Source organism: Bradyrhizobium sp. USDA 327, from assembly GCF_041262065.1.
GTDB lineage: Bacteria > Pseudomonadota > Alphaproteobacteria > Rhizobiales > Xanthobacteraceae > Bradyrhizobium > Bradyrhizobium liaoningense.
Genome location: NZ_JBGCCW010000001.1, coordinates 307,171 through 332,123 on the forward strand (window position 1 = coordinate 307,171; position 24,953 = coordinate 332,123).

At 58.6% G+C, this 24,953-nt stretch carries 13 protein-coding genes and 5 pseudogenes; 9 read left to right on the forward strand and 9 right to left on the reverse strand.

Annotation, left to right across the window (positions count from 1 at the left end; translation table 11 throughout):
* Nucleotides 1–55 precede the first annotated feature (55 nt).
* From ABIA42_RS01390 to ABIA42_RS01405, 4 genes and pseudogenes are all read left to right on the forward strand, one after another.
* Nucleotides 56–1,207: pseudogene (locus ABIA42_RS01390) on the forward strand (porin); the annotation flags it as partial.
* Nucleotides 1,208–1,693: 486 nt separating this feature from the next.
* A pseudogene (locus ABIA42_RS01395) lies at nt 1,694–1,927 on the forward strand (IS5/IS1182 family transposase); the annotation flags it as partial.
* 887 nt (nt 1,928–2,814) lie between these two features.
* A protein-coding gene (locus tag ABIA42_RS01400) for an IS3-like element ISRj2 family transposase (RefSeq protein WP_109866565.1) occupies nt 2,815–3,944 on the forward strand; the annotation gives its coding sequence in 2 pieces (ribosomal slippage) (nt 2,815–3,067 and nt 3,067–3,944; 1,131 coding nt in all).
* Between the two features lie 687 nt (nt 3,945–4,631).
* Complete coding sequence (locus ABIA42_RS01405) at nt 4,632–5,726, forward strand: KamA family radical SAM protein (RefSeq protein ID WP_370115766.1); 1,095 nt, start codon at nt 4,632–4,634, stop codon at nt 5,724–5,726.
* A gap of 551 nt (nt 5,727–6,277) precedes the next feature.
* Here ABIA42_RS01405 and ABIA42_RS01410 read toward each other — a convergent pair.
* Nucleotides 6,278–6,592 (reverse strand): N-acetyltransferase, encoded by a 315-nt coding sequence (locus ABIA42_RS01410; protein ID WP_080588789.1) that lies wholly within the window; start codon nt 6,590–6,592, stop codon nt 6,278–6,280.
* Nucleotides 6,593–7,329: 737 nt separating this feature from the next.
* Between ABIA42_RS01410 and ABIA42_RS01415 the strand changes: the two are divergent.
* From ABIA42_RS01415 to ABIA42_RS01425, 3 pseudogenes are all read left to right on the forward strand, one after another.
* Nucleotides 7,330–8,225: pseudogene (locus tag ABIA42_RS01415) on the forward strand (IS630 family transposase).
* 1,324 nt (nt 8,226–9,549) lie between these two features.
* Nucleotides 9,550–10,164: pseudogene (locus tag ABIA42_RS01420) on the forward strand (iron-containing redox enzyme family protein); the annotation flags it as partial.
* 33 nt (nt 10,165–10,197) lie between these two features.
* Nucleotides 10,198–11,070, forward strand: a pseudogene (locus tag ABIA42_RS01425) (IS3 family transposase); the annotation flags it as partial.
* A 56-nt stretch (nt 11,071–11,126) separates the two neighbouring features.
* Here ABIA42_RS01425 and ABIA42_RS01430 read toward each other — a convergent pair.
* From ABIA42_RS01430 to ABIA42_RS01465, 8 genes are all read right to left on the reverse strand, one after another.
* Nucleotides 11,127–11,887, reverse strand: a protein-coding gene (locus ABIA42_RS01430; RefSeq protein ID WP_370115764.1) for an IS5 family transposase whose coding sequence is annotated in 2 segments (ribosomal slippage) — nt 11,127–11,548 and nt 11,548–11,887 — 762 coding nt in all. Because the reading frame shifts where the segments join, the coding sequence is not laid out codon by codon here.
* A gap of 789 nt (nt 11,888–12,676) precedes the next feature.
* Nucleotides 12,677–13,735, reverse strand: coding sequence for a cytochrome c (locus tag ABIA42_RS01435; RefSeq protein WP_370115763.1), 1,059 nt, complete (start codon nt 13,733–13,735; stop codon nt 12,677–12,679).
* Nucleotides 13,732–15,495 (reverse strand): GMC family oxidoreductase, encoded by a 1,764-nt coding sequence (locus ABIA42_RS01440; RefSeq protein WP_370115761.1) that lies wholly within the window; start codon nt 15,493–15,495, stop codon nt 13,732–13,734. The genes ABIA42_RS01435 and ABIA42_RS01440 overlap by 4 nt, the downstream gene beginning before the upstream one ends.
* Nucleotides 15,495–16,145 (reverse strand): gluconate 2-dehydrogenase subunit 3 family protein, encoded by a 651-nt coding sequence (locus ABIA42_RS01445; protein ID WP_370115759.1) that lies wholly within the window; start codon nt 16,143–16,145, stop codon nt 15,495–15,497. The genes ABIA42_RS01440 and ABIA42_RS01445 overlap by 1 nt, the downstream gene beginning before the upstream one ends.
* A 1,376-nt stretch (nt 16,146–17,521) precedes the next feature.
* Nucleotides 17,522–17,701: a hypothetical protein gene (locus ABIA42_RS01450; protein WP_370115757.1), complete on the reverse strand. Its 180-nt coding sequence runs from the start codon at nt 17,699–17,701 to the stop codon at nt 17,522–17,524.
* 188 nt (nt 17,702–17,889) lie between these two features.
* Nucleotides 17,890–18,420: a carboxymuconolactone decarboxylase family protein gene (locus ABIA42_RS01455; protein ID WP_370115755.1), complete on the reverse strand. Its 531-nt coding sequence runs from the start codon at nt 18,418–18,420 to the stop codon at nt 17,890–17,892.
* An 857-nt stretch (nt 18,421–19,277) separates the two neighbouring features.
* Complete coding sequence (locus tag ABIA42_RS01460) at nt 19,278–20,321, reverse strand: IS110 family transposase (protein WP_370115753.1); 1,044 nt, start codon at nt 20,319–20,321, stop codon at nt 19,278–19,280.
* Between the two features lie 89 nt (nt 20,322–20,410).
* Nucleotides 20,411–21,600, reverse strand: a protein-coding gene (locus ABIA42_RS01465) for an IS3 family transposase (RefSeq protein ID WP_370115751.1) whose coding sequence is annotated in 2 segments (ribosomal slippage) — nt 20,411–21,354 and nt 21,354–21,600 — 1,191 coding nt in all. Because the reading frame shifts where the segments join, the coding sequence is not laid out codon by codon here.
* A gap of 881 nt (nt 21,601–22,481) precedes the next feature.
* Here ABIA42_RS01465 and ABIA42_RS01470 point away from each other — a divergent pair.
* A complete protein-coding gene (locus ABIA42_RS01470) occupies nt 22,482–23,402 on the forward strand; it encodes a 3-keto-5-aminohexanoate cleavage protein (RefSeq protein ID WP_049803137.1) in 921 nt (306 codons plus the stop codon).
* Nucleotides 23,403–23,897: 495 nt separating this feature from the next.
* On the forward strand, nt 23,898–24,683 hold the full coding sequence (locus ABIA42_RS01475) for an SDR family NAD(P)-dependent oxidoreductase (RefSeq protein WP_370115749.1): 786 nt from the start codon (nt 23,898–23,900) through the stop codon (nt 24,681–24,683).
* Nucleotides 24,684–24,953 lie beyond the last annotated feature (270 nt).

The following is a 24,953-nucleotide window of genomic DNA, read 5'->3' on the forward strand; positions in this document are numbered from 1 at the left end:
CTCGCCATCCTGATCGCCGCGCTCTTCCGACCCAGATCGTCGCGCTATAACTGCCGGTGCTACGGTGTACTCACAGCTTGGCAGCACGGGCGTTGGTGCGCCGAGCAACGCCAATGCGGGCGCGGTTGCTGGCGGCACGCTTGGCGTGTACTACGCCTTCATCCAATTCGCTGGGTTCACCATAGGTAAGGCCGTCTCGCAGTTCGACGCGCCTTGGACTAATTACCCTGGCAACAACTTCGACGGTCTGGTCGGCGGCGGCGGCACAGTGACTGGAGTAAACCAGCTTACCTACACCGCAGACTTCGGCGAGGGCATCACCGCATCGATCTCGGCTGTTGATCCGACCGCTTACTACCAGAGTAACCTATATAATGTCGGTGCCGGCCTTACGTCAGTGGCAGGCTTCGGTTCTGGCAACTTTGGCGCCAATGACTTTGGCGGAACGAGGGCTCCTGATATACAGGGCATGTTCCGCGTCGATCAGGCTTGGGGCCTTTTTCAGGCGTCGGTCGCAGCGCATAACAATCATGCTGCGTACTACGGCGCGACAGAGCCGACCGGTCATCCGGGCGACAAATGGGGTTGGGCTGCTCAGCTGGCATTGTCGATCAAGAATCTTCCGACCGGCCCCGGTGACACCATCAACATGCAAGCGGTCTACACCGATGGTGCTACCCGCTACAACTTCCAGAGCTTGGCTCCGCAAAACTTTGCTATGTTTGGCGGTACCAGCGTTCCGGGTGCCTACCAGAGCATTGGGCTTGCAGCCGCTGCTGACGGTGTGTTTGGGCCCGGAGCTGGCATTTCCACGGTCCAGACTTGGGGCTTCCGGGGCGCTTATACCCACAACTGGAATCCGTACTGGAACAGTGCGATCTACGGCGCGTACGCTCAGCTGAAGTACGGTAGCGGTGGTTCGGCTCTCGTTTGCGCTGCGATCCTGGGCTTGGGCGCACCGACTGCTGGTATCACCACGTGCAATCCGGATTTCAATGTCGCACAGCTCGGTCTTATAACCCGCTGGACGCCGGTGAAGAACCTTACGTTCTCGGCAGACGTGGTCTGGACTCACCTCGACCAAAAGTTTGACGGGACAATTACGACGACGGCGGCTGTTCCACTTGTGGCAAAGCCCGCAGCTACATACGAGCTGAAGGACCAAAACACGGTTAGTCTGCTGCTCCGTGCTCAGCGCAATTGGTGAGATTGTTCGGTGAACGGAAGGAGAGAAAAGTAGTTCTACGGTAAACCTCCAAAGAAAGGCCTCCGGTATGCCCATCGGAGGCCTTTTTGGCGCCAATGGTCGCGCCGCACACGATGTTCGCTGGGGGGCGGTGATTGCGCGCTATTCGCCCGATGACCTGCCCCTGAAGCTTCGGTCCAGCGGCGCTTAGCTGCGGCCTGCACACTGGAGCATTTTTGGCTAGAGGATCACCACCGCACGACGACCACAGGCGCGCCTTCCCTGCAGCCGCACTGGCTGCACTATAGCCATACGGCTTACAAATCGCGGCTTCGTTCAATCCCGGCCTCTATGAGGTCGCCACCCGCGGCACAGCGCGCCGCTGGTCTTTGCCCCGCGAACCTCACAGAACACTCAAGATTCCGTCGAGTCGCCCGTTGTGCTTCCGTCGTCGCATCGGAGTTGGCGATGCGACCGAAGAAGCACAGTACGACGTGATCGGGGGATCTGTTCCGGGCCAGGCTGGACCAGATCATCAATATGAAGCACGAGCTGGTTCAGCTCGCCGGCAAGGTCGATTGGGACTGGATCGACTGCGAGATCGCGCCGCGCTGCTCTACAGCGAGAATGGTCACCCCGGGATCGCGACCTGCTTCATGATCCGGCCGTTGCTGCTCAAGCACATTTACTGGCTGTCATGAGGGGCTGTGCAAGCGCTGGGTCGGCGACCCGTATTTCCGTGTGCCTCATAGCTGGTGCGTATCTGCCGCCGCAATTGTGTTGAAGACGGGAGTTGCCCTCCCGGAGCCGGCCTGCAGGGGCGGACTTCAAACCACCCCACGCTGCTGCGTTTAAGAGACGTAGTGGTGAGCGTTGGGGAAAAAGGCGGCGGACTACGCCATCAGGTGAGCGATGAGAAGATGAGCGCAAGCGAACCGCCGATGAGGCATCGAAATGGGTCCAGACGCTGTCATAACGGGGTGTATAGGCGGCATGACCTCATCACAGGCTTCAATGGGGAACGAGGGAATTTGGCTCGGGGTGTTAAGTGAAATCCGCAAGTGGCGCTCACCACGAGGGAGAATACCAATACTCCGAGACAGGGGCGGTGCAGCTTGTAGTAGCGTTGAAGTGGCTGCAATAGCCATGCATGGAGCGAAGGGGATGCGTTACCCTGTCCGACATCGGACGCCAAGGCTTTGTCAGGAGGAGCGTTATCACGCCGGACAAACCGTTGCCCATCATCAAGCGTATGGTCTGGGAGGCCTACCAGCTGGTGGCATTGAATGGAAAGGCGGCGGGCGTCGATGGTCAGAGCTTGGAGAATTTGCGCGGGATCTTGGAAACAACCTCTACAATCCCCGGAATCGCTTTGTGTCGAGAAGCTACTTCGCGCCAGCGGTAAGGCGCATGTAGATTCCCAAGGCAACGGCGGCATCCGTCCTCTGACATTCTGGTCGTCGCGGACCGCGTCGCGCAGATGTTGGTCAAGCAGTATCTGGAACCCAGTGCTGATTCCGATGAAGTCGCGCGGCGATTCAGAGCTGGCCCCGCAAATTCGGACAGTAGCTTGAGTGGATTTTCTGCCTGACAGCGGCGAGGATTCTTGCTGCGAATCAGGAGCGAAGATGACGAAGAAGAGCCGCCGGACGCATTCTCCGGCATTCAAGGCGAAGGTTGCTTTGGCTGCGGTCAAAGGAGACAAGACACTGGCGGAGCTGGCGCAACTGTTTGATGTTCATCCGAACCAGATCACGATCTGGAAAAACCAGCTCCTGGAAGGCGCCGCCGGCGTGTTTGGGCATGACAAGACATCGGCCGAGACGCCGGTCGATTTGAAGGCGTTGCATGCCAAGATCGGCGAGCTGGCGTTGGAAAACGATTTTTTGTCCGGCGCGCTCACCAAGGCGGGCCTGCTGAGCGCAAAGCGATGATCGACCGCGGTCATGATCTTTCTATCGTGCGCCAGGCGAAGGTCCTGAAGCTGGCTCGCAGCACGGTCTACTATGAACCTCGGCCAGTTTCGGCCGAGGACCTTGCCTTGATGCGTCGGCTCGATGAGCTGCATCTCGATTATCCCTTCGCGGGAGCGCGTATGCTGCGATCGTTGCTGCGGCGGGAGGGGGTATACGCCGGTCGCCGCCACATCGCGACGCTGATGAAGCGCATGGGGATCGAGGCGGTCTATCGTCGCCCGAACACGAGCAAGCCGGCTCCGGGTCACAAGATCTACCCGTACCTGTTGCGCGGATTGAAGATCGAGCGGCCCGACCATGCGTGGGCAATGGACATCACCTACATTCCGATGCGGCGTGGCTTCGTCTATCTCGCGGCGGTCGTCGATGTGTTCAGCCGACGGGTCCTGGCCCATCGCGTCTCGATCACAATGGAGGCGGCCTTCTGCGTCGAAGCGGTCCAGGAGGCGTTGGCGAAGCACGGCAGGCCCGCGATTTTCAACACGGACCAGGGCAGCCAGTTCACCAGCCTCGAGTTCACCGATGTGCTGCTGGACGCGAAGATCGCCATCAGCATGGATGGCAAGGGCGCCTGGCGCGACAACGTGTTTGTCGAGCGGCTCTGGCGCACGGTCAAATACGAAGAAGTTTATCTCCGCGCCTACGACAGCGTGTCCGAGGCGCGAGCGTCAATTGCCAAGTATCTGGCCTTCTACAATCAGGGACGCCCTCACTCGAGCCTTGACGGGCGCACGCCCGACGAGGCTTACTTCGGCACGCAAGCTATGGTGATGGCCGCATGACCGTCGCCGACGATTTTGTCGTCGCTCTGGTCGGGCTACGCCCTCCCGACGCAACGACAAAATCGTAAAGCCCCGCGTTCAGCATAACCCGGCAGGAATCCACTTAAATCCAGCGGGGCGCTGTCCAAACAACCGGGGCCAGCTCTATTCTGAGACGACGTCACCCACCTTTCCGATTTGATCTCGCCCGGGGGCGAGGCGTTCTGGCTGCCCGCGTTCTCTGGATCTGTGCTGGATAGTGAAAAGATGGAGCGGTCGAGCCTGTGGCTGCGAGGCGCTGTCCAAAAGGGGCCTAGCACAGTGAAGAACCTCATGAATATGAGGCCCGCAAGAACAGAGCTCTGATCATCGATGAGCGCGTTTCAAAAAGCGCTTCGAAATCAGGGTTGGTGTTCACCTTGCTTCAGCAGGCGGCGATCGGGTTTGTACGCGCGGCAAAGCTTGCGCGCGCTTGTCGCGTACCTTCGGCATGCTCGCGCGGTCGACTAATGGCAACGATTTAGGCACGCCGCTGCGCCCTGATCCCCGGCACCCCGCTATCCGGCGAGTACGAGAGTGCCTCTCTCAACTCTCGCATTTGGTAGCCCTCACCACACCAGGTAGGTATCGATCTACTATTGGTGCTGTACTGTAGACGAGCAGATCGTACCGATCAAATGCGCTGATCAGGACGGACGAGGTGTTGCAATGGAAACCATAGCTGATCCGCTGGATTGCAAAGCACGCGTACTGAAGTTCATCGAAGAAACGCGCGAAGTTAGCGAGAGCGAACTGCAGATCAACAACATCACGCCTTATCATGTCACAAAGTTCTATCGCGAGCAGATTGCCAAAGGCAGGTACTACGATCAGCTGAAGCGCATTGTAGAGCCCTCACTGGACGAGTTCGAGAGCCCAGGCACCTTGGATACGAGCGACGAACACGACAACACGGTCGTTCCGGGACTGCAGCACAAGTACCCGCAGACCGGCCTGTTGCTGGTGACGGAGCGCTGCGGTTCATATTGCCGTTATTGTTTTCGCAAGCGTATCGTGGGCAAGGCTTCCGATGAAATCGCACCGGACTTCGATCAGGTCGCGCAGTATATTACTCGCCATCCTGAGATGACCAACGTGCTACTATCGGGAGGCGACCCGTTCGTGCTTAGTACGGCCAAGCTGAACAGGATCCTTGACCACCTGCTGCCTATCAATCATTTGAGTTCGATCAGATTTGGCACAAAAATGCTGGCCTATCAACCAAGGCGGTTTGAAGATTCCGCTCTGCCGACACTGTTCGAGCGGATTCACAAGGCAGGCAAAACTCCGATAATCGTCACCCATTTCGATCACGTGGGTGAAATCTCGTCCGATGCGGAGCACAAAGTTCGCTCGTTGCGAGCGCAAGGCGTGCAGTTCCTCAACCAGGCCGTACTTCTCGCGAAGGTCAACGATGACCCTAAAATCCTCGCAGAAACGTTCGCCAAATGCCACGATACCGGAGTGCGCCCTTACTACCTCTTTCAAGCGAGGCCGGTGAAGGGCGCATCCCATTTTCAGGTTGCGCTCCGACGGGGAATAGAGATTGCGCGCGGCGTCAACCGGCGCCTTAGTGGTATCGAGAAGACGTTCAAATACATCATGTCTCATTACACGGGAAAGATCGAAATACTGGATTTGGCAGACGATGGCCGCGTGTACATGCGATACCACCAAAATAAAGTTCCCGAGAAGATCGGACAGATCTTTTCCCGGCCTCACGTCGAGGCTGCCTGCTGGTTGGACGATCTGCCAGAACAATGAGATCTAACGGTGCTCAATGCTGATTACGACTCGAGCGAGTGCAGCGCGCCGGCGACGCCCATCCGAGCCGGCCAAGCCCGGCTGAAACTGCGTCGCGCAGTGCAGGGCACGCCACCTCACTACTGCAAGAGTCTCGACATGTGGCCTTGGTTGGCGTCTGGCCGAGCTGGAGAAATTTGCTCCCAATACCGGCCCTTCCCGAGACAACATGATATCGGCCTTTGATCGTTAGGGCACGGCTCAAATTGACCGGTGCCACGCTGGGGATGCGTTCCAGTGAGAGTACGGCGTCGGGACGAGCCCTGCTCAGTAGGCCGCATTCCTAGCTTTGCAAGTGCATTTCTTGTTCGGCTTGATGCCGATTTCAGGCCTGCATCATACAGTTCATTTTGGAGTTCGGTTCCGAGACGCCATCCGTCTGTTTCGCTCTTCTTGCGACCACATCCGCGCAGCTGTGAGTCACAACAGCGAACCATAGCCATCCGAATTTACGATTTGGGGTACTCTTTTGGGCAATCATCTGGTTTATCCATCTGATCTCCGGCAGAAGGCTACGAGCGCGCTTCCAGGCTCTTGATCATAAAAACGCGGAATGCTCCGGGCGGGTCGCAAGGCGTTCGGCCGGAGGCCTTCCATCCGTTCCGCGTGTAGAAATCCGGAAAATTGACGGCGTAAAGGAAGGCCGATCGACAGCCGCGCTGTCGGCCCTCTTCTTCAAATGCCTTCAAGATCGCGTTTCCCAAACCCCTTTCGCGCAATTGCCATGGCAGAAAGAACGAGTCCAGGAACAGCAGTCCTGCCGATGAAAGTCCTATCGCACCGCCGAGAGCGCGCTTGGTTTGGGAATCCTGTAATACCACGGCCATGGGCCGGCTGTTGCCCACGGCGGTGATGACACCACCGAAGTCCTCATTACGCCGCTCGGATCGCCTGTACCATGGAAGAGGCAATTACATCCGTTACGACGATGTCCGGCATGAGTTCTCCTTACGTACAGAGTGTTATAGCAGCGTAGCCTCTGACGAGGCTGCGATTCGAGAAAACGCAAGCCGATCGAACTGACGGGCGCGAACCTATGCAGGAGCTGCTTGGCAGTGCTCTCGTTCTACACTCTCTTGTTGATCCTCGGCCAGTCGCCTTGCCCGCATGCTTGCTGCGACAGCATCCCTTGAGCGGAGCGAATATCCGCGCTGCGTCGCGTTCCCGTGTCTTAAAGGCCTCTCGAGGTGGACGTCAGGTTCAGCGAAGTCGAATAGCGGTCCATGTTTCAGATTTGCTCAAGAGTGCTGGCCAGCAGAGTAACTATTGCGAATGCTTCTTCGTCACCCGACTGTCTTCTCATGAGGCTACGGCGCCTGAGCGAGACTATATGGCGGGTTGCGCTTCGAAAACTATCAAGGTCGATAGTTGATTTCATGGCTGTTGCCCCGCAAAGCACGTCGGGGCAGCGAGGGCTGCGCCGGGCCGCCTTGGCCTTGAGCACTACCCTGCTCTTGGTTTTCGGAAGGCCTAGAGCGGTTCACAGATTTATTGAATCGGAAGGGATTCCGGAACTGGGGCGAATATGATTCAAGATGCTGGCTGGGCTGGAGGCCAGCATCCGATGGTCCGACCCATTTCCAACGATCTGCGTAAGCGTGCGGTGGCGGCTGTAGCGAAGGGTGAGAGCTGCCGCGCGGTGGCAGTGCGGTTTGGGGTTGCGGTGTCGTCAGTGGTGAAGTGGTCGCAACGTTATCGAGCGACCGGCTCGGTGGCGCCCGGCAAGATGGGTGGCCATCGCAAGCCTATCCTCGAGCCGCATCGCGCCTTCATCAAGGAAATCAGCCAGACGCCGCATTTGACGCTTCACGCCCTCAAGGACGAACTCGCCGCGCGCGGGGTTAAGGTCTCCCACAATGCCGTTTGGCTGTTTCTACGCCGCGAAGGGCTGCGGTTCAAAAAAACGCTGCTCGCTCTCGAGCAAGCCCGCTCCGACATCGCGCGTAGACGCCAGCGTTGCCGTTCATGGCAGGCCAAGCTCGATCCTCGGCGCCTGGTCTTTATCGACGAGACCTGGATCAAGACCAACATGGCCCCACTGCGCGGATGGGGGCCAAAAAGGCGAGCGGGTGCGGAGTTTCGCGCCGCACGGTCATTGGCAGACGTTGACGTTCCTTGGCGCCTTGCGCTGCGACCGCCTCACTGCACCTTGCCTATTCGACGGTCCAATCAACGGAGAATGCTTCCGCGCCTATGTTCAGCAGGTTCTCGTCCCGCAGCTTCAGCCGGGCGATATCGATCAAAGCCGCCGGCGCCAGGCTCTGGTACCTGCCGCCATACTCCCCCGACCTCAATCCAATCGAACAGACCTTCGCCAAGATCAAGCACTGCATGCACTCCGCCCAGAAGCGCACCCTTGACGACATTTGTCGCCATATCGGCGGACTCGTCACAACCATCCAGCCCGACGAATGCAGCAACTACTTCGAAAACGCCGGATACTCTTCTATTAAACCGTGAAACGCTCTAGGCGCGGCCATAGCGGTTGGCGCGGATGTGCCGGTTGAGGAGCTCGCGCAACTCGGTGGCGAGGCGAGGAACGGCCGAGACGCAGGCTCGACAGATCTGGCCGATGGTGGCCCATACAGCGGCACATCGCTGCGCATCTGCAACTATCTTCATTTGAAAGCAGGGAAGGTGCCGAGGGCCCCGTGCAGACGCGCCCACTTTACTGTCCTCGGCCACCACCCCGGCTCGCGTGCCCCTTTTTAAACCCTGGCCTTCGCTACCGCGAGCAGAGACCGGGCATGGTGTGGTCCAAGGATGAGCCTCTCCCGCTTGCCCAGCCGTTTGGTAGAACGTAGGCTTCTCTCCCTACGGCCCGGATCGGCCCATAGATCCAGGGCCGTTTGAGATACCCGTAGTCTGATCTAATCTCTTGACGCTCGCGCGTGCCGGCCGCGAGATCCCGCTGCAATTCATCAATGCGTTCTCAAAGATCGATAAGCAGAGAGCCAGGTCATTCCCTGTCTTTACGTCCTCGCACAGGTTGCCGATCTTCCACTCTTTAGCTGTTGATCGGATGCTTGCGCTGCGCCTTCTTGGGGGGCGCCGTTACGCAGCTGTTGCCAGAAGCCCGATCGAAACCTTCTCCTTGGTCAAACCTGGACCAGGTGTCTAACCGCCATTCGTACGCGCCAGCTGTCGATCATTCAGTGCGACGCGAAGCGCCGAGGCGAACCCGGCGGATTCGCCCTGGAGCCTGGTCTCCAGCGCTGCCCGCTCCTTATCAGGAGCTGGTTCGGCTCACGACATCCCAGGGGGCGCCCCTAGGGACCGCGGTCTCGTGAGCTCGCGACGTTTTCCAGATGATGGTGTCGGCCTCGATGCTGCGCAAAGACTTAAAAAATCGCTGAATTCCTGCGCCGTTCGGCCGTTAGTTTCGCAATTTCTCGTCGTTGTTCCAATTAAAAGAGCTCGGTCGAGCAGCGAACTGCAGGTAGGGCTTCAATCCGCCGAAAATGCGCAATGTCTTGCAAGCAGCCATCTGCGAACATTTCCGGGTCTGGCTCGGCGGGATGGGCAAGGCCGGTACCAGGAAGGCGGTATTGGACGAATAGGTGGCATTTGTTGTAAGGGCCCCGCAGCCGCTCGCCATTGCGTTAGTGCATCCTAAATGAAGAGCGCCGTGCGCCCGTAATCTCACAACCTGTCATGACGGGCGTGCTTCTGAGTCTTGAGCAGATTGGAGTGCTGCGAAAGACGATGAAATCGCGGTGAATACGTACTTTGATACTATTATGAGCTCGCACGGAGGGGGGTACCGGGAATGCTGAGGGAAGCTATGAATAGCGATGCGTTGCCAAGGACCGCGTTTCCAGTGGACAAATATTTCCAGCCAATTGTCCATTGGCCGATTGCCCCATTCATTGCCGAAGCGGAAGCGATTGAGCGGCGCGCTAGAATAGAGGTACATCCCTTTTTCGAGTACGCAAAGAATCACCCAGATGCTCTAGCGCTTTGGGCGAGCCAGGAGGCTGTCGTCACCAACCCGTTTTCGCAGATCCTGCTCCGAGTGATTGCCAGGATTGCGCATGTTCACGTTCGCTCACTCCTGATGCCGGTCGTCGATGGCGAGCACAGCTCAGTCCGTGGCGGGATTGCAGATCGTTCTCACCCCTGGCTCATTTGGAAGTTGTGCAGGTCCATTGGGCTATCAGATCAACCGGTCAAAGTAACCGAGGCGGTAGCATCTTTCATCGAGGCTTTGCAGCAAACTGAGGCTGACCCAATGCGAGCGCTTGGAGCTCTTGGTGTCGGAAATGAGCAAATGCTTCTCGCCGAATACCGAGCCGTGGAGGCTTGTTTCGATGCCGCTTTGCCATCAGCAGACTACAAAAGCTTCCTTCACGCGAACATTGGAGAAGATGAGGCGCATACCCGCCTCATCGCTGAAGCGGCGACCGCGCTTGAAAAGCTAGGTTATGACGCACGGAGCGAACGGCGGGCGTGTAAAGCCATCGGCTGCTGCCGCATGACCATGAGATACCAAACGACCCGGCCGGACAAAGCCGGCCTTCGCCAACGCATGAGGGCTATCGCCCAAGAGCGCCGTCGCTTCGGCTATCGGCGCCTGCATGTTCTGCTCAAGCGGGAGGGCTACGTGGTCAACCACAAGAAGCTGTTCCGGCTCTACCGGGAAGAGAGGCTTGCGGCGCGTCGCCGTGGCGGCCGCAAGCGGGCGATCGGGACCCGGGCGCCGATGACGGTCGCGATGGCGCCGAACGACCGCTGGTCTCTCGACTTCGTGTCGGATCAGCTCACCGATGGCCGCCGCTTCCGCATCCTCACCGTCGTCGATGATTGCACCCGCGAGTGCCTGGCGCTGGTGGCCGACACCTCGCTGTCTGGCTCCCGGGTGGCGCGGGAGCTGGATCGACTGATCATCGAGCGCGGCAAGCCCACAATGGTGGTCAGCGACAACGGCACCGAATTGACCAGCAACGCCATCCTGACATGGGCCGATCAGAGCCGCGTCGCCTGGCATTACATCGCGCCCGGCAAGCCGACGCAGAATGCCTTCATCGAAAGCTTCAATGGCCGTCTCCGAGACGAATTGCTGAACGAGACGCTGTTCACGTCGCTGGGCCAGACCCGAGTCGAACTCGGACATTGGCGGGCCGACTACAACGATACGCGACCTCACTCGCAACTCGGATGGAAAACACCATCGGAGTTCGCCTTCACCTGCAACCCGCGACGGGATCTGGCGCTGCGCTATGCCGATGGCTCCGCGCCAGCTCCCGTCGCTACCACCGCCCAACCGGGTCAATCCAACAGCCGGAGCGAACTCAGGACTGGATAAAACTTGATGTGGTGGAACGGCCCGCTCCAACAGCATCAAAGTGCTAGGGTCCAGACTCAATTGAGCCAATATGCGACGAGAGCGGCGAGATGAACAGCGGCCAAAAAATTACGGGCGAGCTTGTCATATCGCGTGGCGATGCGCCGGAAGTCCTTGAGCCTGCAAAAGCAGCGTTCGATGACATTTCGTCCTTTGTAGGCGCGTTTGTTGAAGCGATGGATGACGACACGGTTAGATTTATGGGGGATTACGGGCTTGGCGCCACGACGAATGATTGCGCCGCGAAGCTTGTCGCCATCATACCCTTTGTCGGCGAGGAGCACGCTCATGGGTGGCGCGAGCGCCAGGACATCGGGAGCCGCAGCGATATCGGCATCCTGGCCTGGAGTCAGATGCAGGACGACCGGCCGGCAGAGCGGATCGCTCAGCGCATGGATTTTTGTCGTGCGGCCTCCGCGCGAGCGGCCGATTGCTTGATTGTGCTCCCCCCTTTTCCGCCGGAGGCACACCGGTGAGCTTTAATCGAGGTCGAGTCGAGCGACAGTACGACGCCGTCTTCGCCAGGCTTGGCCAGCGCTTCGAAGATTGCGCACCATCGTCCTCGCTTGGCCCAGCGATTGAAGCGATTGTAGATCGTCGTGTAAGGGCCGTATTCACGTGGACAATCACGCCATCGTGCACCCGATTGCAGCATGTGAATGATGCCGCTGACGATGCGTCGGTCGTCGTCCCGATCCGGCCCCGTCAGTCCCCTCGGCAGATGCGGTTCGATACGCGCCCATTGCCTGTCGTTCAGCCAAAACAAACCAGCGCGCATTCTCTCGCCCCCGAATCAACACGTAGGCAAGAGAATCACGTGGCGCTATTTAGGTACAGACCCTAGACATGATGTGCGATTTCATTGAGCTATCTCAAACGAATGATCCATTGCAAGCCATTCCATTTTGCGCGATGCCGCAGGGACTGCACCTGAGATCCCGCATCGCATCCGAGTCGTTGATGGATGTCTCCTTCACGCACAACAAAGTAGAGAGGCTCCTGATATTGCGCAGTTCGAAAGGTTCAAAGGGATTGATGCAGGCGTAATGGGCGTTGATGGCTTCGCTTCTGAAGGAAAGTTGACGGATGGGAACAATGCGAGCTGCGTGTAGCCCAAGTCCGGGCCGGCACGCGCTCTCTGCCGGAAGCTTTGCCGGGTCCAGTCGCAAATCTTAATAGGCAACCTCGAGGATGCCGGCACCGGCATTCACACCTGAGCTCAACGTATACTGCAAGCAGGGAAGTAGCGGTTGTGAGTGCCCAGCGGCGTTGAACGCACAAGTACATATTGAACGGGATCGATGGCGCGAAGCGCAACCGTCCATGCCAGCAGATTGCAGACGTTTTGGACCCTGAATCGCGGAAGGCTACGGTTTATTATGCGGCGTAGCGGCAACTGCGGTCCGACTCCGGACAGTTCGCCCAGCCAAATGACTTGCGTCGGCCGCGCGATTGGCAAGCTATGTTGAACGTCGATTGTCATTCTGGGGTGCACCTTATGAGCCGCATCTTTTCATCTCCAAGAAGCCTCAACTATATAAAGCTAATGAATGTGATCCCATCACTTCTAACAGGAAGGCAGCCGGCCACCTCTTTCGATCGACGGCCCGCTCACGCGACAACGAACGGCCTTCACGGTGTCTGCCGCCACCCGCGGAGCGGAATTGCCCCAGGAATTCCGGATATAGGTAGCGACCGCAGCGATCTCACCATCGGTCAGGCGAAAGCCGAGAGAGGGCATTGCAGGCGAAGTGGGTTGCTTGTCGGTGGCGGCTGCTCGCCCGCCGGCGATGACGACCTGGATCACCGACGTCGGATCGTCCTGAGTGACTACGCCATTGCCGACAAGGTTCGGAAAGATCGGCTCGATGCCGCCCCCGCTTCGAGTGTGGCAAGCCGAACAGGTGTCTATGAAGATCGCTTCGCCCGCCTGCATTAGCGGATCTGAAGCGGCTAGCGTCTCGGATGCAGGGGGGACGGTCGCACCGCGCTCCTTTAGGTAGACCGCGATAGCTCTAGGGTCGGCGTCCGACATTCTCGAAGTGGAGATTTCGATTACGTCTTCAATTGGGCCTGAAGCGACGCTTGCCGCCGTCTGTCCCGTACTCAGATGTCGCACGATCTCGTCGATTGACAATTTGCCCAAACTGGCATGCAAAAGACGGATGTTGGCAGGAGACGGCAACATAATGCGGTTGGCCTGATTGGTGATGGGAGCGAGTGTCCACAAGTAGGCATGGATGGCATCGAGATCGGCGCGGGCCACCTTGTTATAATAGGCGTAGGGAAAAGCCGCATTCAGATCATCGCCGCTCGGCCGTCTCCCCTCATTCATAGCGCGGGCAAAATCATTAGATGACCAGCTATCAATGAAGGCCGTATCGTCCGGCGCAATGTTCGGGGCAATGATCTGTCCAAAGGGCATCTGCAGTGGGAGCCACTCCCCAAATGGCGTCCCACCGGGGGAGATGTGACGGGCGACAAAATCGCGTGAGATCACCAGCGCCTTGCCGCGCGTAGGGTCTACATAATGGTCAGAGTCAGCAGCCACCACATTCACAAACAACAGTAGAAATTCTACGGCCTGGCGGAGTCGGGCCGCTACTCTCTTTACGATGCGCTTCATGCCTGCACCAGGGGGCGCGGCGACTTCATATACTCGAAGATGGCGTCCAGCGCCCAATAGGTCAGGGCGCCCACGGTGCCCGTCGGATTGTAGCCAGGGTTCTGAGGAAACGCCGAGGCGCCCATCACGAAGACATTGTGGACGTCCCAGGACTGCAGGTACCGGTTGAGCGCGCTGGTGCTCGGATGGCTACCAAACACGGCGCCTCCTGTGTTGTGGGTGGACCGGTAAGGCACCACCGACCAAGGACCGTTAAGGCGGTTGACCTGTGTGGCTTTGGCCCCCATGGCCTTTGCGATCTCGTCACAGCGGCCGGCCATCCAGTTCGCCATCTTTCGCTCATTGTCTTGGTAATCGAAGGTCATGCGCAGCAATGGACGGCCAATCCGGTCTTTATAAGTCGGATCAAGATCGAGGTAATTGTTGCGATAGCTCATGACACTGCCCTGCGCGTCGACATTAGCCACCTTCAGATAGTTGTCGTGAACCGCCTTCTTCCAGGCGCTACCCCAACTCGGCGTGCCGCGCGGCACCGGGTGGTAGAGGATCGGCCGTCCGTTGCTGCAGGCGCACGCAATGGAGGCGCCTCCTACAAAGCCGTGTGCGCCATGGTCAAAATTATCGCAGTTGTAGTCGTCCAACGCTTGGCCGAGGCCGCCTGCGGCTCCGAACGGATTGAATATGGCCCTGTCGAAAAAACCTGTCGAGCCGGTGGCGGTCTGATACGTATAGTTGCGGCCGACCACGCCTTCGTCTCTCGCCTGATCATACGGTTTGCCGATGCCTGACAATAGTAAGAGGCGAACGTTAAAGAGGCTGTAGGCGCAGACCAGCACGAGATCCGCGGGCTGTTCCCACTCTTGACCATCGGCCTCAACATAGGTCACTCCGGTCGCCATTTTGCCGTCTACACAAAGGTTGATCTTGGTCACCTCGCAATCCGTGCGGGCTTCAAAGGTGGGCTCGCGGACTAGCGCCGGGAGAACGCAGGTCTGCGGCGAGGCCTTCGAATATGTCGCGCATCCGAACCGCTCGCAAAAGCCGCAATAGGTGCACGGGGCCAAAGCGCAGCCGTAAGTATTGGTGTAGGCCACCGAAATACATGCCGACGGTAATGGAAAGGGGTGTAGGCCAAGTTCGACTGCAGCCCGGGTGAACAACTCCTGCGCATAGCCTTGCTTCATCGGTGGCGTTGGATATTCGCGCGAGCGCGGGCCTTCGAAGGGATTGCCGACAGCGTTTATTTTGCCTTTGAGATTGCCGGCTTTGCCCGAAATGCCTGTCATGCGCTCGAACTTGTCATAATAGGGCTCAAGCTCGTCGTAAGAAACTGGCCAGTCCTGGATATCATTCCCGTAAGGCAGGCTCTTGTTGCCATAGCGCTCAGTCAAGTGGCGACGGAGGCGGAAATCGTCTGGTAGGAAGCGCCAGGTCTGGCCACCCCAATGCATGCCGCTACCACCGACCCCGTTACCGGGCAGGAAACTGCCCCATTTGCGAATTGGCAACGCGGTCTGCGCAGGATTGTTGCGCATAGTTTGCGTTTCCTGCCTGGGGCGCAGGAAGAATTCATGCCGCACGGCATACCGCAATTCATCCGGCACCGTGCCGATATTGAACTCCGTAGCGGTATTGCGCCATGGGCCTCGTTCGATTGCAACCACTTCGCGACCGGCACGGGACAGCTCGTAAGCGAGGATCGATCCAGTCCAGCCCAGACCGATGATAACGACGTCCTTTCGGGGAAGACGGCGGGCCATCAGCGGCTCCCCCAGGCAGGACGGCCCTGCAACCCGACCGGCGGTAGCTCGTAGCGCTTGTTCGGTTTCTCCATCACGTCTCGATAATCGTAGCGAGCACCGGGGAAGCCAACGAGGTCCCAGCCTATCATCTCGCGGTTGCCGCCATAGATCGGATCGGCGAAATAACCTTCAATGGCGTTAGTGTGAATGGCTGAGAACAGCATCTGACTATCGAAATTCTGGAACTGAACCTCGCCCTGTTCCATCGCGTGAATTAAACTGTCCTGCCTCTCACAGCTGAGCTCGGCAAAGCCGCGCCCTCCATAGGTCTCGCTGCAATAGCGATCGAGAGCGGCGAGCCCTAACCGATACTGCTGGCGAGGTGTCATCGGCGATTGCAGTCCCTGGCTCGGCAGTGGCGTTTCCGAAAATGGTCCTTGCATGTACAGTGAATCATGACCGCCATACGGCCCGGTCAGCTGACGATCGATAAACGTCGTGACGCCGGCGTCCTTAGCGCCGGCGCCGAGTTCGTCAGTCGGAATTAGACGATCCACGAACGCATCGACAATGGCAGCCTCCTTTGCGGTGAAGAACAAATATCCCCCGGATACGACTGGCGTCACCGGATCGGCCTTATTGGGCTCCCAAGGCAAGGCCTTCGTCATCACCCGCGCGCTTGCCCCCCCCATGGTGATAAAAAGAGACGCACCCGCTAGCAAACTCCTGCGCGTTACGTGAGCGTTTCCATGCTTCCCTTGGAGGGGCCCAATGGGAGGCAAGGGATAATCATCGGACAAATCTCTCATCTTGATCCGGCCTCGCAGGTGTAATCGGTGACAGCCGCTTCTGCTGTAGAGTCCCAGGAAATCACGCATCCGGCCACAGAATGTCTGATCGCAACTAGCTCCACATGAGCAGACACTGTTTGATTTGTGGGATGCGACTACGGTTACTTTCGAGCAGCGGCTTAGTGGAGCAGGAAATCTCCGCTTCACGCCCGAGCGCTTGAGTGGCGATAGCACGCAGCGTTTTGGGACGACGATGCGGATTGCCGGCGTCAAGCATGTTGCAGCGGCGTATTTCGTCCGATTGCTCGAAGCGAGGGGCGTGGTGGGTTACAAGCTGTGGCCTGGTGTCCATTGGTTGGCATGACGGTGGGGCTCAAGCTCCTAACGTGGACATTCGCACGCGCCAGTTGATCGGATTGGTCGGATGTTTTCATTCTTCCCACTCGCTCCTACCAGTGACGCCCGTGCCGCCGGCAAAGGGCGCTTCAAACTAGAAGTATCGAGCAGATGAGTATCTCTGTTTGGAGGCCAAGTCGGTACTACTAGATCGAGTAGAGCCGGTCCGGCCAGTCGACGTTCGGTGTCCAAAAGTGCTCCCCACCTTGCATGAAAGGGCATAATCCCGAACACCGTCTGGCACGAGCGCAACTAGAGATTATGGAGTACTTGATCTAGAAAGCTCGCGCTCTGAGTCAGGATCTCGTAGAGCTTTACGTTGTATTGAGCGCGCCGCCAGATGCTTTAGATCAGAGCTTAAGCATTTGATCCTGACGCTTCGTCCAGTTCCCTGCCTTCTACTGGGTGCCGGCGCCGAAGCATGATACCCTTCAGCGTGGCTTGATCCATCTGACCCCACAGGCGCTGAGAGCGGCCAACAATTTGGGGGGGCTGCCAGCGATCGAGCTAGCATTGAAGGACTGCGATAAGTTGCGGGTCCACACGAGGTGGTGCAGACCGGCATTCATCGTCCAACCGCCAATACGTTGCTAGGTGATGAGGTCCGCGTCGTCACACGCCTGGTCCGCCGTCTCGCCAAAGCCCTGCTATTGCGAAGAATCAAGGGGTTTTGTGTCCGTACACGCTCAGCGCGGTGGCGTATGTCCAGGTCCAGCGTATCACGAGGAGGCAGCGTCACGACCAGCAGGCTCGCATATACCGGCTGCTCATCGACATTGGCGAGCGTTGGAAACGCACGCACTGGGCTCGACGAACCCGCGCGATCCGTGCTCAAGACGTCTGCGCCGACGTAGCCATCAAAGAACCGCGCGCAGGTCGAAGACTTCTGCCAGCTGGCAAGTCGTGTCATCGATCAGGCACGTCGCCGTGTGATGCTTGGTGAGCAGCTCGTTACCGACGAGAACTATTGCATCTTGGAACCTCATGGCGACCTGATCAAGCGCGGTAAGGTTCGCATGCTGGTCGAGTTTGGTCACAAGATCTACCTCGCCGAAAGCGCAGCGGGCCTGATCACGCAGTACGTTGGGCAATCCATCGGACGACGCCCACGTGGCATTTTCTCTCGAGCGCCACAGGCAGTCCTGGGTCGGAGCTCCGAATTCTAGCGATCGCCTTCTTGCCTCAGCCTGCACATGCCGTTCATGCTCAAGTAGATCCACTCAGATTAATTCACGTCACCGCTTGTCTCGATAGCGATGGCTACTGACTGCATAATAGCAGCAAAACGTACGGCAGTCTGGATCTCCGTTGGACTGAACCACTCCTGCTGCAGAGCTGTTTCGTGCTCGTCCATGAGGGCGCCGCAGCCATTGATAGCCGAGATGGCCAGTGACCATAGCTCGAGATCGCCCCTGTCAACGTTCGAACTCTCGATGAGGTCTTGCCGGAGCCGCGCAGGCATCTTCCTGTATTCCAGGTTTGACGCGAGTTGAACAAAGGGATTGTAGACGTTGTTCATCGCGATCAAGAAAGCCGCGGATTTAACAGCAGCGATGGCATCTGGCGTCATTACAGATCTAGCCTCGCATTCCATCGCGGAAATGATCTTGTGATTGCGAGTCGCAATCGCGACGGCTAGCAATAGACTGCACTTGCACTTTGGCGTAAGTGTCTCGTCGGCCAACATAGCCGCTAGGTTAGTCCTAACGTCTTTGGCAAAATCCGGTATCTGGTCCTTTAACTCGTTCATCAACATGATGTCTCTCACTCGACTTTCAGAGCGTCTCGCGACCGGCTGTTTACAGCGCCAGGAGCCGCTTTTCGGAAGCAGGTGATGCGGGAGCGGCAGCTATTCTGGCGTCGTTCACTGCTGTTGTAGTCCTTCGAACATGCTGCCCAATCTTAATGCCATCGTCCTCTTGATGAGATAGTCAGATGACGGAGCGTTTACTTGCTGGTCCCGCAGAACTGTTTCGGGGCGCGCGTCGCTAACAAGCACCGCAACCGCTCATCCGTGTCCCATTAGCCGCTATTTTCACCTCGGCGTTCCTTACCCACCCTCTCGAAACAGGCTCTGTCTCGTCTTCTCGTGGAGGTCCGGACTGGAGTTGCGTCTTTGACATCAATTGAAGTCACCTGGGTTCGAGAAACAGGAATATCGATCCGAGATTTCACTGGAAGTACGGTTTCAGCTCACCACCAGCAAAATTTATGCCGGCAGGCGCGCCGATGGTGCGGTGCCAACATGTGACTGCAAGGTCGAGTGTTGGCTTCGAGCTATTCGGTTGTAGCCCAGCGAGCAGATGGAGTTCGGGGAAGGTCTTGCTGGTATTGTGACCTTGCCCCCATATGTGGAACGGCCCGCGAGGCAAGAGCTTTTTCAGTCGATTTCACACATTGGAACGGTGCGGTCATATGTCCGGCCTTTGCGCGCGGCACAATAAGGCCGCTGGCCTCGATGAGATCCGCGGAACGAGGAGCTAAATCAAGTTTACGCGCTTGAGCGCATTGGGGGCAATAGCTTCACTCGTTTCGGGGTTTCGTCCCAGGGTTCATCGCCTGTTGTTGCACCTCGCCCTCTGCCGGCCTGCGCCGGTCAGATCGTTTTGGCGGTCACTGCGTCACCGCGGCAATCGCCAATGGGTCGGGACGCCGATAAATTCCGCCCTTGTTCAGGAGCGCCCAGATGATCCGCGCCGTCTTATTGGCCTGCGCGACGGCGGCAACCTTGAAGGGGCGTCTGGCGAGAAGCGCCTTCAGCCACGGCCGCGCCCGAACGTCGTTTCGGACAAGCCGCAAGACGGCCGTTGCCCTGACAACGAGGAGAGAGCGGAGTTCTGGATTTCCCATCTTCGATATTCGTCCCAACCGCTCTTTGCCTCCGCTTGAATGAGGCCGCGGCGTCAATCCCAGCCAGGCGGCAAAGTGGCGAGCCGACTTGAACCCGCCGGGATCCGGCACAAGCGCTTTGATGGTCGCCGCCGTAATGGCGCCGACGCCAGGGATCGTGGTCAACCGACGCATGTCCTCGTCGTGCTTGGCCTCCGCGACGATTGCGCGCTCGAGCCTCTCGATCTGGTCGGCTGAAGCTTCAATCTCGTCGGCAATAGCCATCAGCGCGAAGCGCGCTGCTGCGGGCAGGCGTGCATCTGTCTCATCCCGTATGATTGCGACCAGCGCCTCAACCTTTGCCAGGCCGGCGGTGGCGATGATCCCCAATTCTGCGAGATGCGCGCGCAACGCGTTGACCGACTGCGTTCGCTGCCGCACTAGAAGAGCGCGGGTCTTCAGCACCATCGCGGCAGCCTGTTGCTCAGCCGTCTTAATCGGCACGAAGCGCATGGTCTTTCGGGTCACCGCTTCGCTGATGGCCTCAGCGTCCGCCGCATCCGTCTTGCCACGCTTGACGAAGGGTTTGACATAAGCCGGCGGAATGAGCCGGACCTCATGACCGAGAGCTGCGATCTCGCGCGCCCAATAGTGGGCGCTACCGCATGCTTCCATCCCCACCAGGCATGCTGGCAGCTTCTCAAAGAAACGCAGAACTTCGCTGCGCCGTAGCTTCCGGTTGAACACGGGTGAGCCCTCGGCATCCGCCCCGTGAACCTGGAAAACGTGCTTGGCCAGATCCAGCCCGATGGTGATAACCTGTTTCACGGAACGGTCCCTCCTTTGTGGCGTTCGAACAACGACCACGTTCTAGCACTTTGATGCTGTTGGAGCGGGCCGTTCCACCACATCAAGTTTTATCCAGTCCTGAGTTCGCCCCGGCTGTTGGATTTGCCCGGTTGGGCGGTGGTAGCGACGGGAGCTGGCGCGGAGCCCTCGGCATAGCGCAGCGCCAGATCCCGGCGCGGATCGCAGGTGAAGGCGAACTCGGACGGCGTCTTCCATCCGAGCCGCGAGTGTGGTCGTGCGTCGTTGTAATCGGTCCGCCAGCATCGGAGCGCGACGCGGGCATGGGCCAGCGACGTGAACAGCGTCTCGTTCAACAATTCATCCCGCAGCCGGCCATTGAAGCTCTCGATAAAGGCATTCTGCATGGGCTTGCCCGGCGCGATGTAGTGCCATGCAACACGGCTCTGATCGGCCCATGTCAGGATGGCGTTGCTGGTGAACTCGCTGCCGTTGTCGCTGACCACCATCTTCGGCTTGCCGCGTTCCATCAGCAGCCGGTCCAGCTCCCGCGCCACACGGGTGCCGGAGAGCGAGGTGTCGGCTACCAGCGCCAGGCACTCGCGGGTGCAATCATCGACCACGGTGAGGATACGGAAGCGGCGGCCATCGGTGAGCTGATCCGACACGAAGTCGAGCGACCAGCGGTCGTTCGGCGCCATCGGCACCATCATCGGCGCCCGGGTCCCGATCGCCCGCTTGCGGCCGCCGCGGCGGCGCACCGCAAGCCTCTCTTCCCGGTAGAGCCGGAACAGCTTCTTGTGGTTGATCAGATAGCCTTCCCGCTTGAGCAGAACATGGAGGCGCCGATAGCCGAAGCGGCGGCGCTCCTGGGCGATCGCCTTCATGCGCTGGCGAACGCCGGCTTCGTCCGCCCGGGTCGTCCGGTATCTCATGGTCATGCGGCAGCAGCCGATGGCTTTACACGCCCGCCGTTCACTCATCCCGTGGGCAGCCACGAGATGCGCGACAGCCTTCCGCTTGGCCGCGGGCGTCACCACTTCTTTCCCAAGAGGTCCTTCAACGCCGCATTGTCCAGCATGGAGTGGGCCAGCAGCCGTTTCAGTCGCGTGTTCTCGTCCTCCAGCGTCTTTAGCCGCTTGGCCTCCGACACCTCCATGCCACCGAACTTGGCCTTCCATTTGTAGATGCTGGCGTCGCTGACGCCATGCTTGCGGCACAGATCGGCGACCGACACGCCGGCCTCATGCTCCTTCAAAATCCCGATGATCTGCTCGTCCGAAAAGCGGCTGCGCTTCATGCTCTGGTCCTTGTCGTGGACCAGAGCGAACTTCAAACTGGATTAAGCCCGTGGGGCAAGGTCAGCAGCGCCGTGGATGAGACCCAGAGTATCGATCGATTTCTTGCGATTGCCAGTTGCTGAATGAGACCAACAGCGGGATCTGGACGTCGAACCTGCAACAAACGAGATGCTAGCGGCCGCACTGTCGCTCTCGCACACGGTTTGGAGAGTCTAGCTTGGCGTTCGCAATTGTCGTCCTTCAGACAAAGGGGGCCGCACGTATGCTGATTCACGCGCGCTTCATGGAAGAGCTGCCGGGAGTATCACCCCCCGCGTCGCGAGCTAGGCTGCTTTGTTTTTCGAGCATGTCTCAGGCGCCTGGCTTCCGAGCAAAGCTCGTCAGCTAGGATTATGTGCGGCTCTCAAATAGTTCAGGGTGAGACCGAGACGAGCGAGAAAAAGCGTAATGCCCGAGTGGGGGCGTACATACAATTCGCCTCCTACATTGTAGCATTTGAGCCTGCCATCGACGGGCGGGAACAGCCTCGAAGATTTTGAACTGGCTGATTGGTGGTTTTCGCCAAATATGCATCTTAGCGTCCTCTTGTCTCGCTGCGCGCTACTCAGGGCGAGAGCCTCAGCCGAGGGCGATTCAGCCGGCCAATCGTGCTCCGCGCACAGACAACGATTATGCGTGCCGCGCTATCAAGGCGTAACGGCCTATGACGCGCACGCGCCGTATTCCGTGAGTGGCATGAGGCTTGCTGGATGATGGGCGGGGCCCAAGGTTTCGGACCTCCGATGACTGCTACCTGAGTCCTGAAGTCACGAGCTGCGGCTAGCGGTCCAGACATTGGTACCTGGCCGTGACAGGTCAGCCTTTGAAAGGGAGAAGATGCATGAATTCCGAGGTGTTTATCACCTGCGCTCTCACGGGCGGCGGAGGAAAACCGGACACCACGAATGTGCCCATAACCCCGGAGCAGATCGCTGACTCTGCAATCGCTGCGGCTCGGGCCGGGGCGGCTGTGGTGCATATCCACGTGCGCGATCCCGAGACTGGGCAAGGTTCGCGTGATCCGCTGCTGTATCGAGAAGTGGTGCGGCGCATTCGAATGTCGAATGTGAACCCGGTGATCAACCTGACTACGGGGATGGGATGCGGTCTCGTGCTGGGTGGGCCGGAGTCTCCGCTGCCGCCAACGGCCGGTACGGACATGGCGGGCGCGCTCGAGCGTTTGGTGCACATCGAAGAGTTGCGCCCCGAGATCTGCACCTTGGATTGCGGCACCTTAAACTACGGCACTCGCGACGAGTTGATCGTAGTTAATACGCCCGCGACAGTACGTAAGATGGCGGCACACCTACAGAAGATTGGAGTGCGCCCTGAGCTCGAGGTGTTTGACACTGGAGATCTCGTGTTAGTCGCGGAGTTGATCAAAGATGGCTTGATTGACGATCCGCCAATGATCCAGCTGTGCATGGGAATTCCTTATGGAGCGCCAAGCGATCCGATCACATTAATGGCGATGGTAAACCGCCTGCCGCCGCGCGCTATTTACTCTGCCTTTTCGATTGGACGAATGCAGTTCCCGTACGCAGCATTGGCGCCGTTCTTTGGCGCAAATGTACGGGTAGGGTTAGAGGACAACCTTTACCTCTCCCGTGGGCGGCTCGCGACCAACGCCGAACTCGTACAGCGCGCGGTCGAAATACTCGAACGTATCGGTGTACGAGTAATGAGCTCGGATCAGGTTCGCGAAAAGCTCGCGCTCACAGGTGGTAGAAGCCGATCTTCAACTCCAGCAGATCAGAAGTGACCGACCTGCTGCGCATTGTTTCCCGGGAGCGGCAACATGGCGCTCGCGCTTGGGGCAGGGGGTCGCGACGGCGCTCCTTGATGACCAAAAGCTCCGGTTGGCTTCAACAAGTCAACACACATCAACCGTTTGGATAACTATGATGAGCCATGTTGCCGTCGGTGGCCTGCCTTGGTCGAGATCGTAATGGACGAATATCGATCGAGGTCCATCCGTAGCACAGGAAGAGATGCATCTCAGAACTGAACTCTTGGCGATGCCATCTGCGTACTCACAAGCTCTTCTTCCGGAGGACGAACGGGTTCTCATCTTTCCAGTCCCATGCACATCCGGGATGGGAATCGATCCGAGAAGAAGCTGCTCCAGCCAAACTCGGCAGCGGATGCAGGCCGGAATGTCTGGTATTGGCGATAGAGCTGTGTAGGTTGACGGCTTTTTGTGGCGCCAAGCGTCTAGACTGTAAGATCCGGATTGAACGCGGAAAAAGGAGGATTGATGTCGAAGAATCCATTGTGCGCGATCATAACAGGTTCTGCGTCAGGACTTGGAGCGGCGACCGCCGCCTTCTGGGCCAGAGGCGGGGCCCGCATCGTGGTGAATTATTCTAAGAGCCAGAAGGAAGCCGATGCCACCGCCGAGGCCTGCCGGAAGGCGGGCGCAGCCGAGGTGTTGGTTGTGCAGGGCGATGTCTCGCGCGATGACGATTGTCGTAAGATTGTCGCGGCCGCGGCCAGGTGGGGGCGGCTCGACGTTCTAGTCAACAATGCCGCTACGACGAAACATGTGCCGCATCACGATCTCGCTGGACTCTCGGCGGATGAGTTTCAACGCATCTATGCCGTCAATACGGTCGGTGCGTTCCAAATGATCCGTGCGGCGCGCCCGCTGCTCGAAGCTGGCGCTAAGGTTAGCAAGCGCTCGGCCGCAATTGTGAACGTCTCCTCGGTCGCAGCTATCAGCGGTCCCAGCTCATCGATCGCATACTCGGCAAGCAAGGGCGCGCTGAATGCAATGACACTGCCACTGGCACGGGCGCTAGCACCTTCTATTCGCGTCAACACAATTTGTCCCGACTATATTGACACGCCGTGGTTCACAAAAACGCGTGGCGAGAAGGCTGCCCGAGAGGTGCGCGATGCCGTCGGGGCGAGCTCACCCCTCAAGCTTGTGCCTACAGCAGAAGATGTAGCACATCTCGTCTGTTTCCTCGCTAGCCCAGAATCAAGCAGCATGACGGGAGAATGCGTGCGCATCGACTGCGGCTTGCATCTGACCACCTGAAGCTGTTGATGTTCCAATCTATCACGTCAGCCTGTCCACGCGTAGTCATCAACTTGCGCCAAGGGCGATTGCGATGAACCGCGCAATGTCGCACCATCAGGTCCAGGTATGCCAGATAGATAGCATGCCATCGGCAATGCCGTCATGACTCGTAATTCGTTTGGTTGAAAGCGATTGCCGCACAGGCGGCTGCGTCGCGCTGTGAACATAGGAGACCTCAGCCTCGTGGGAGTCCCTACGAGAATCAAGGTGAGCGGAAAGCCTCTCGGA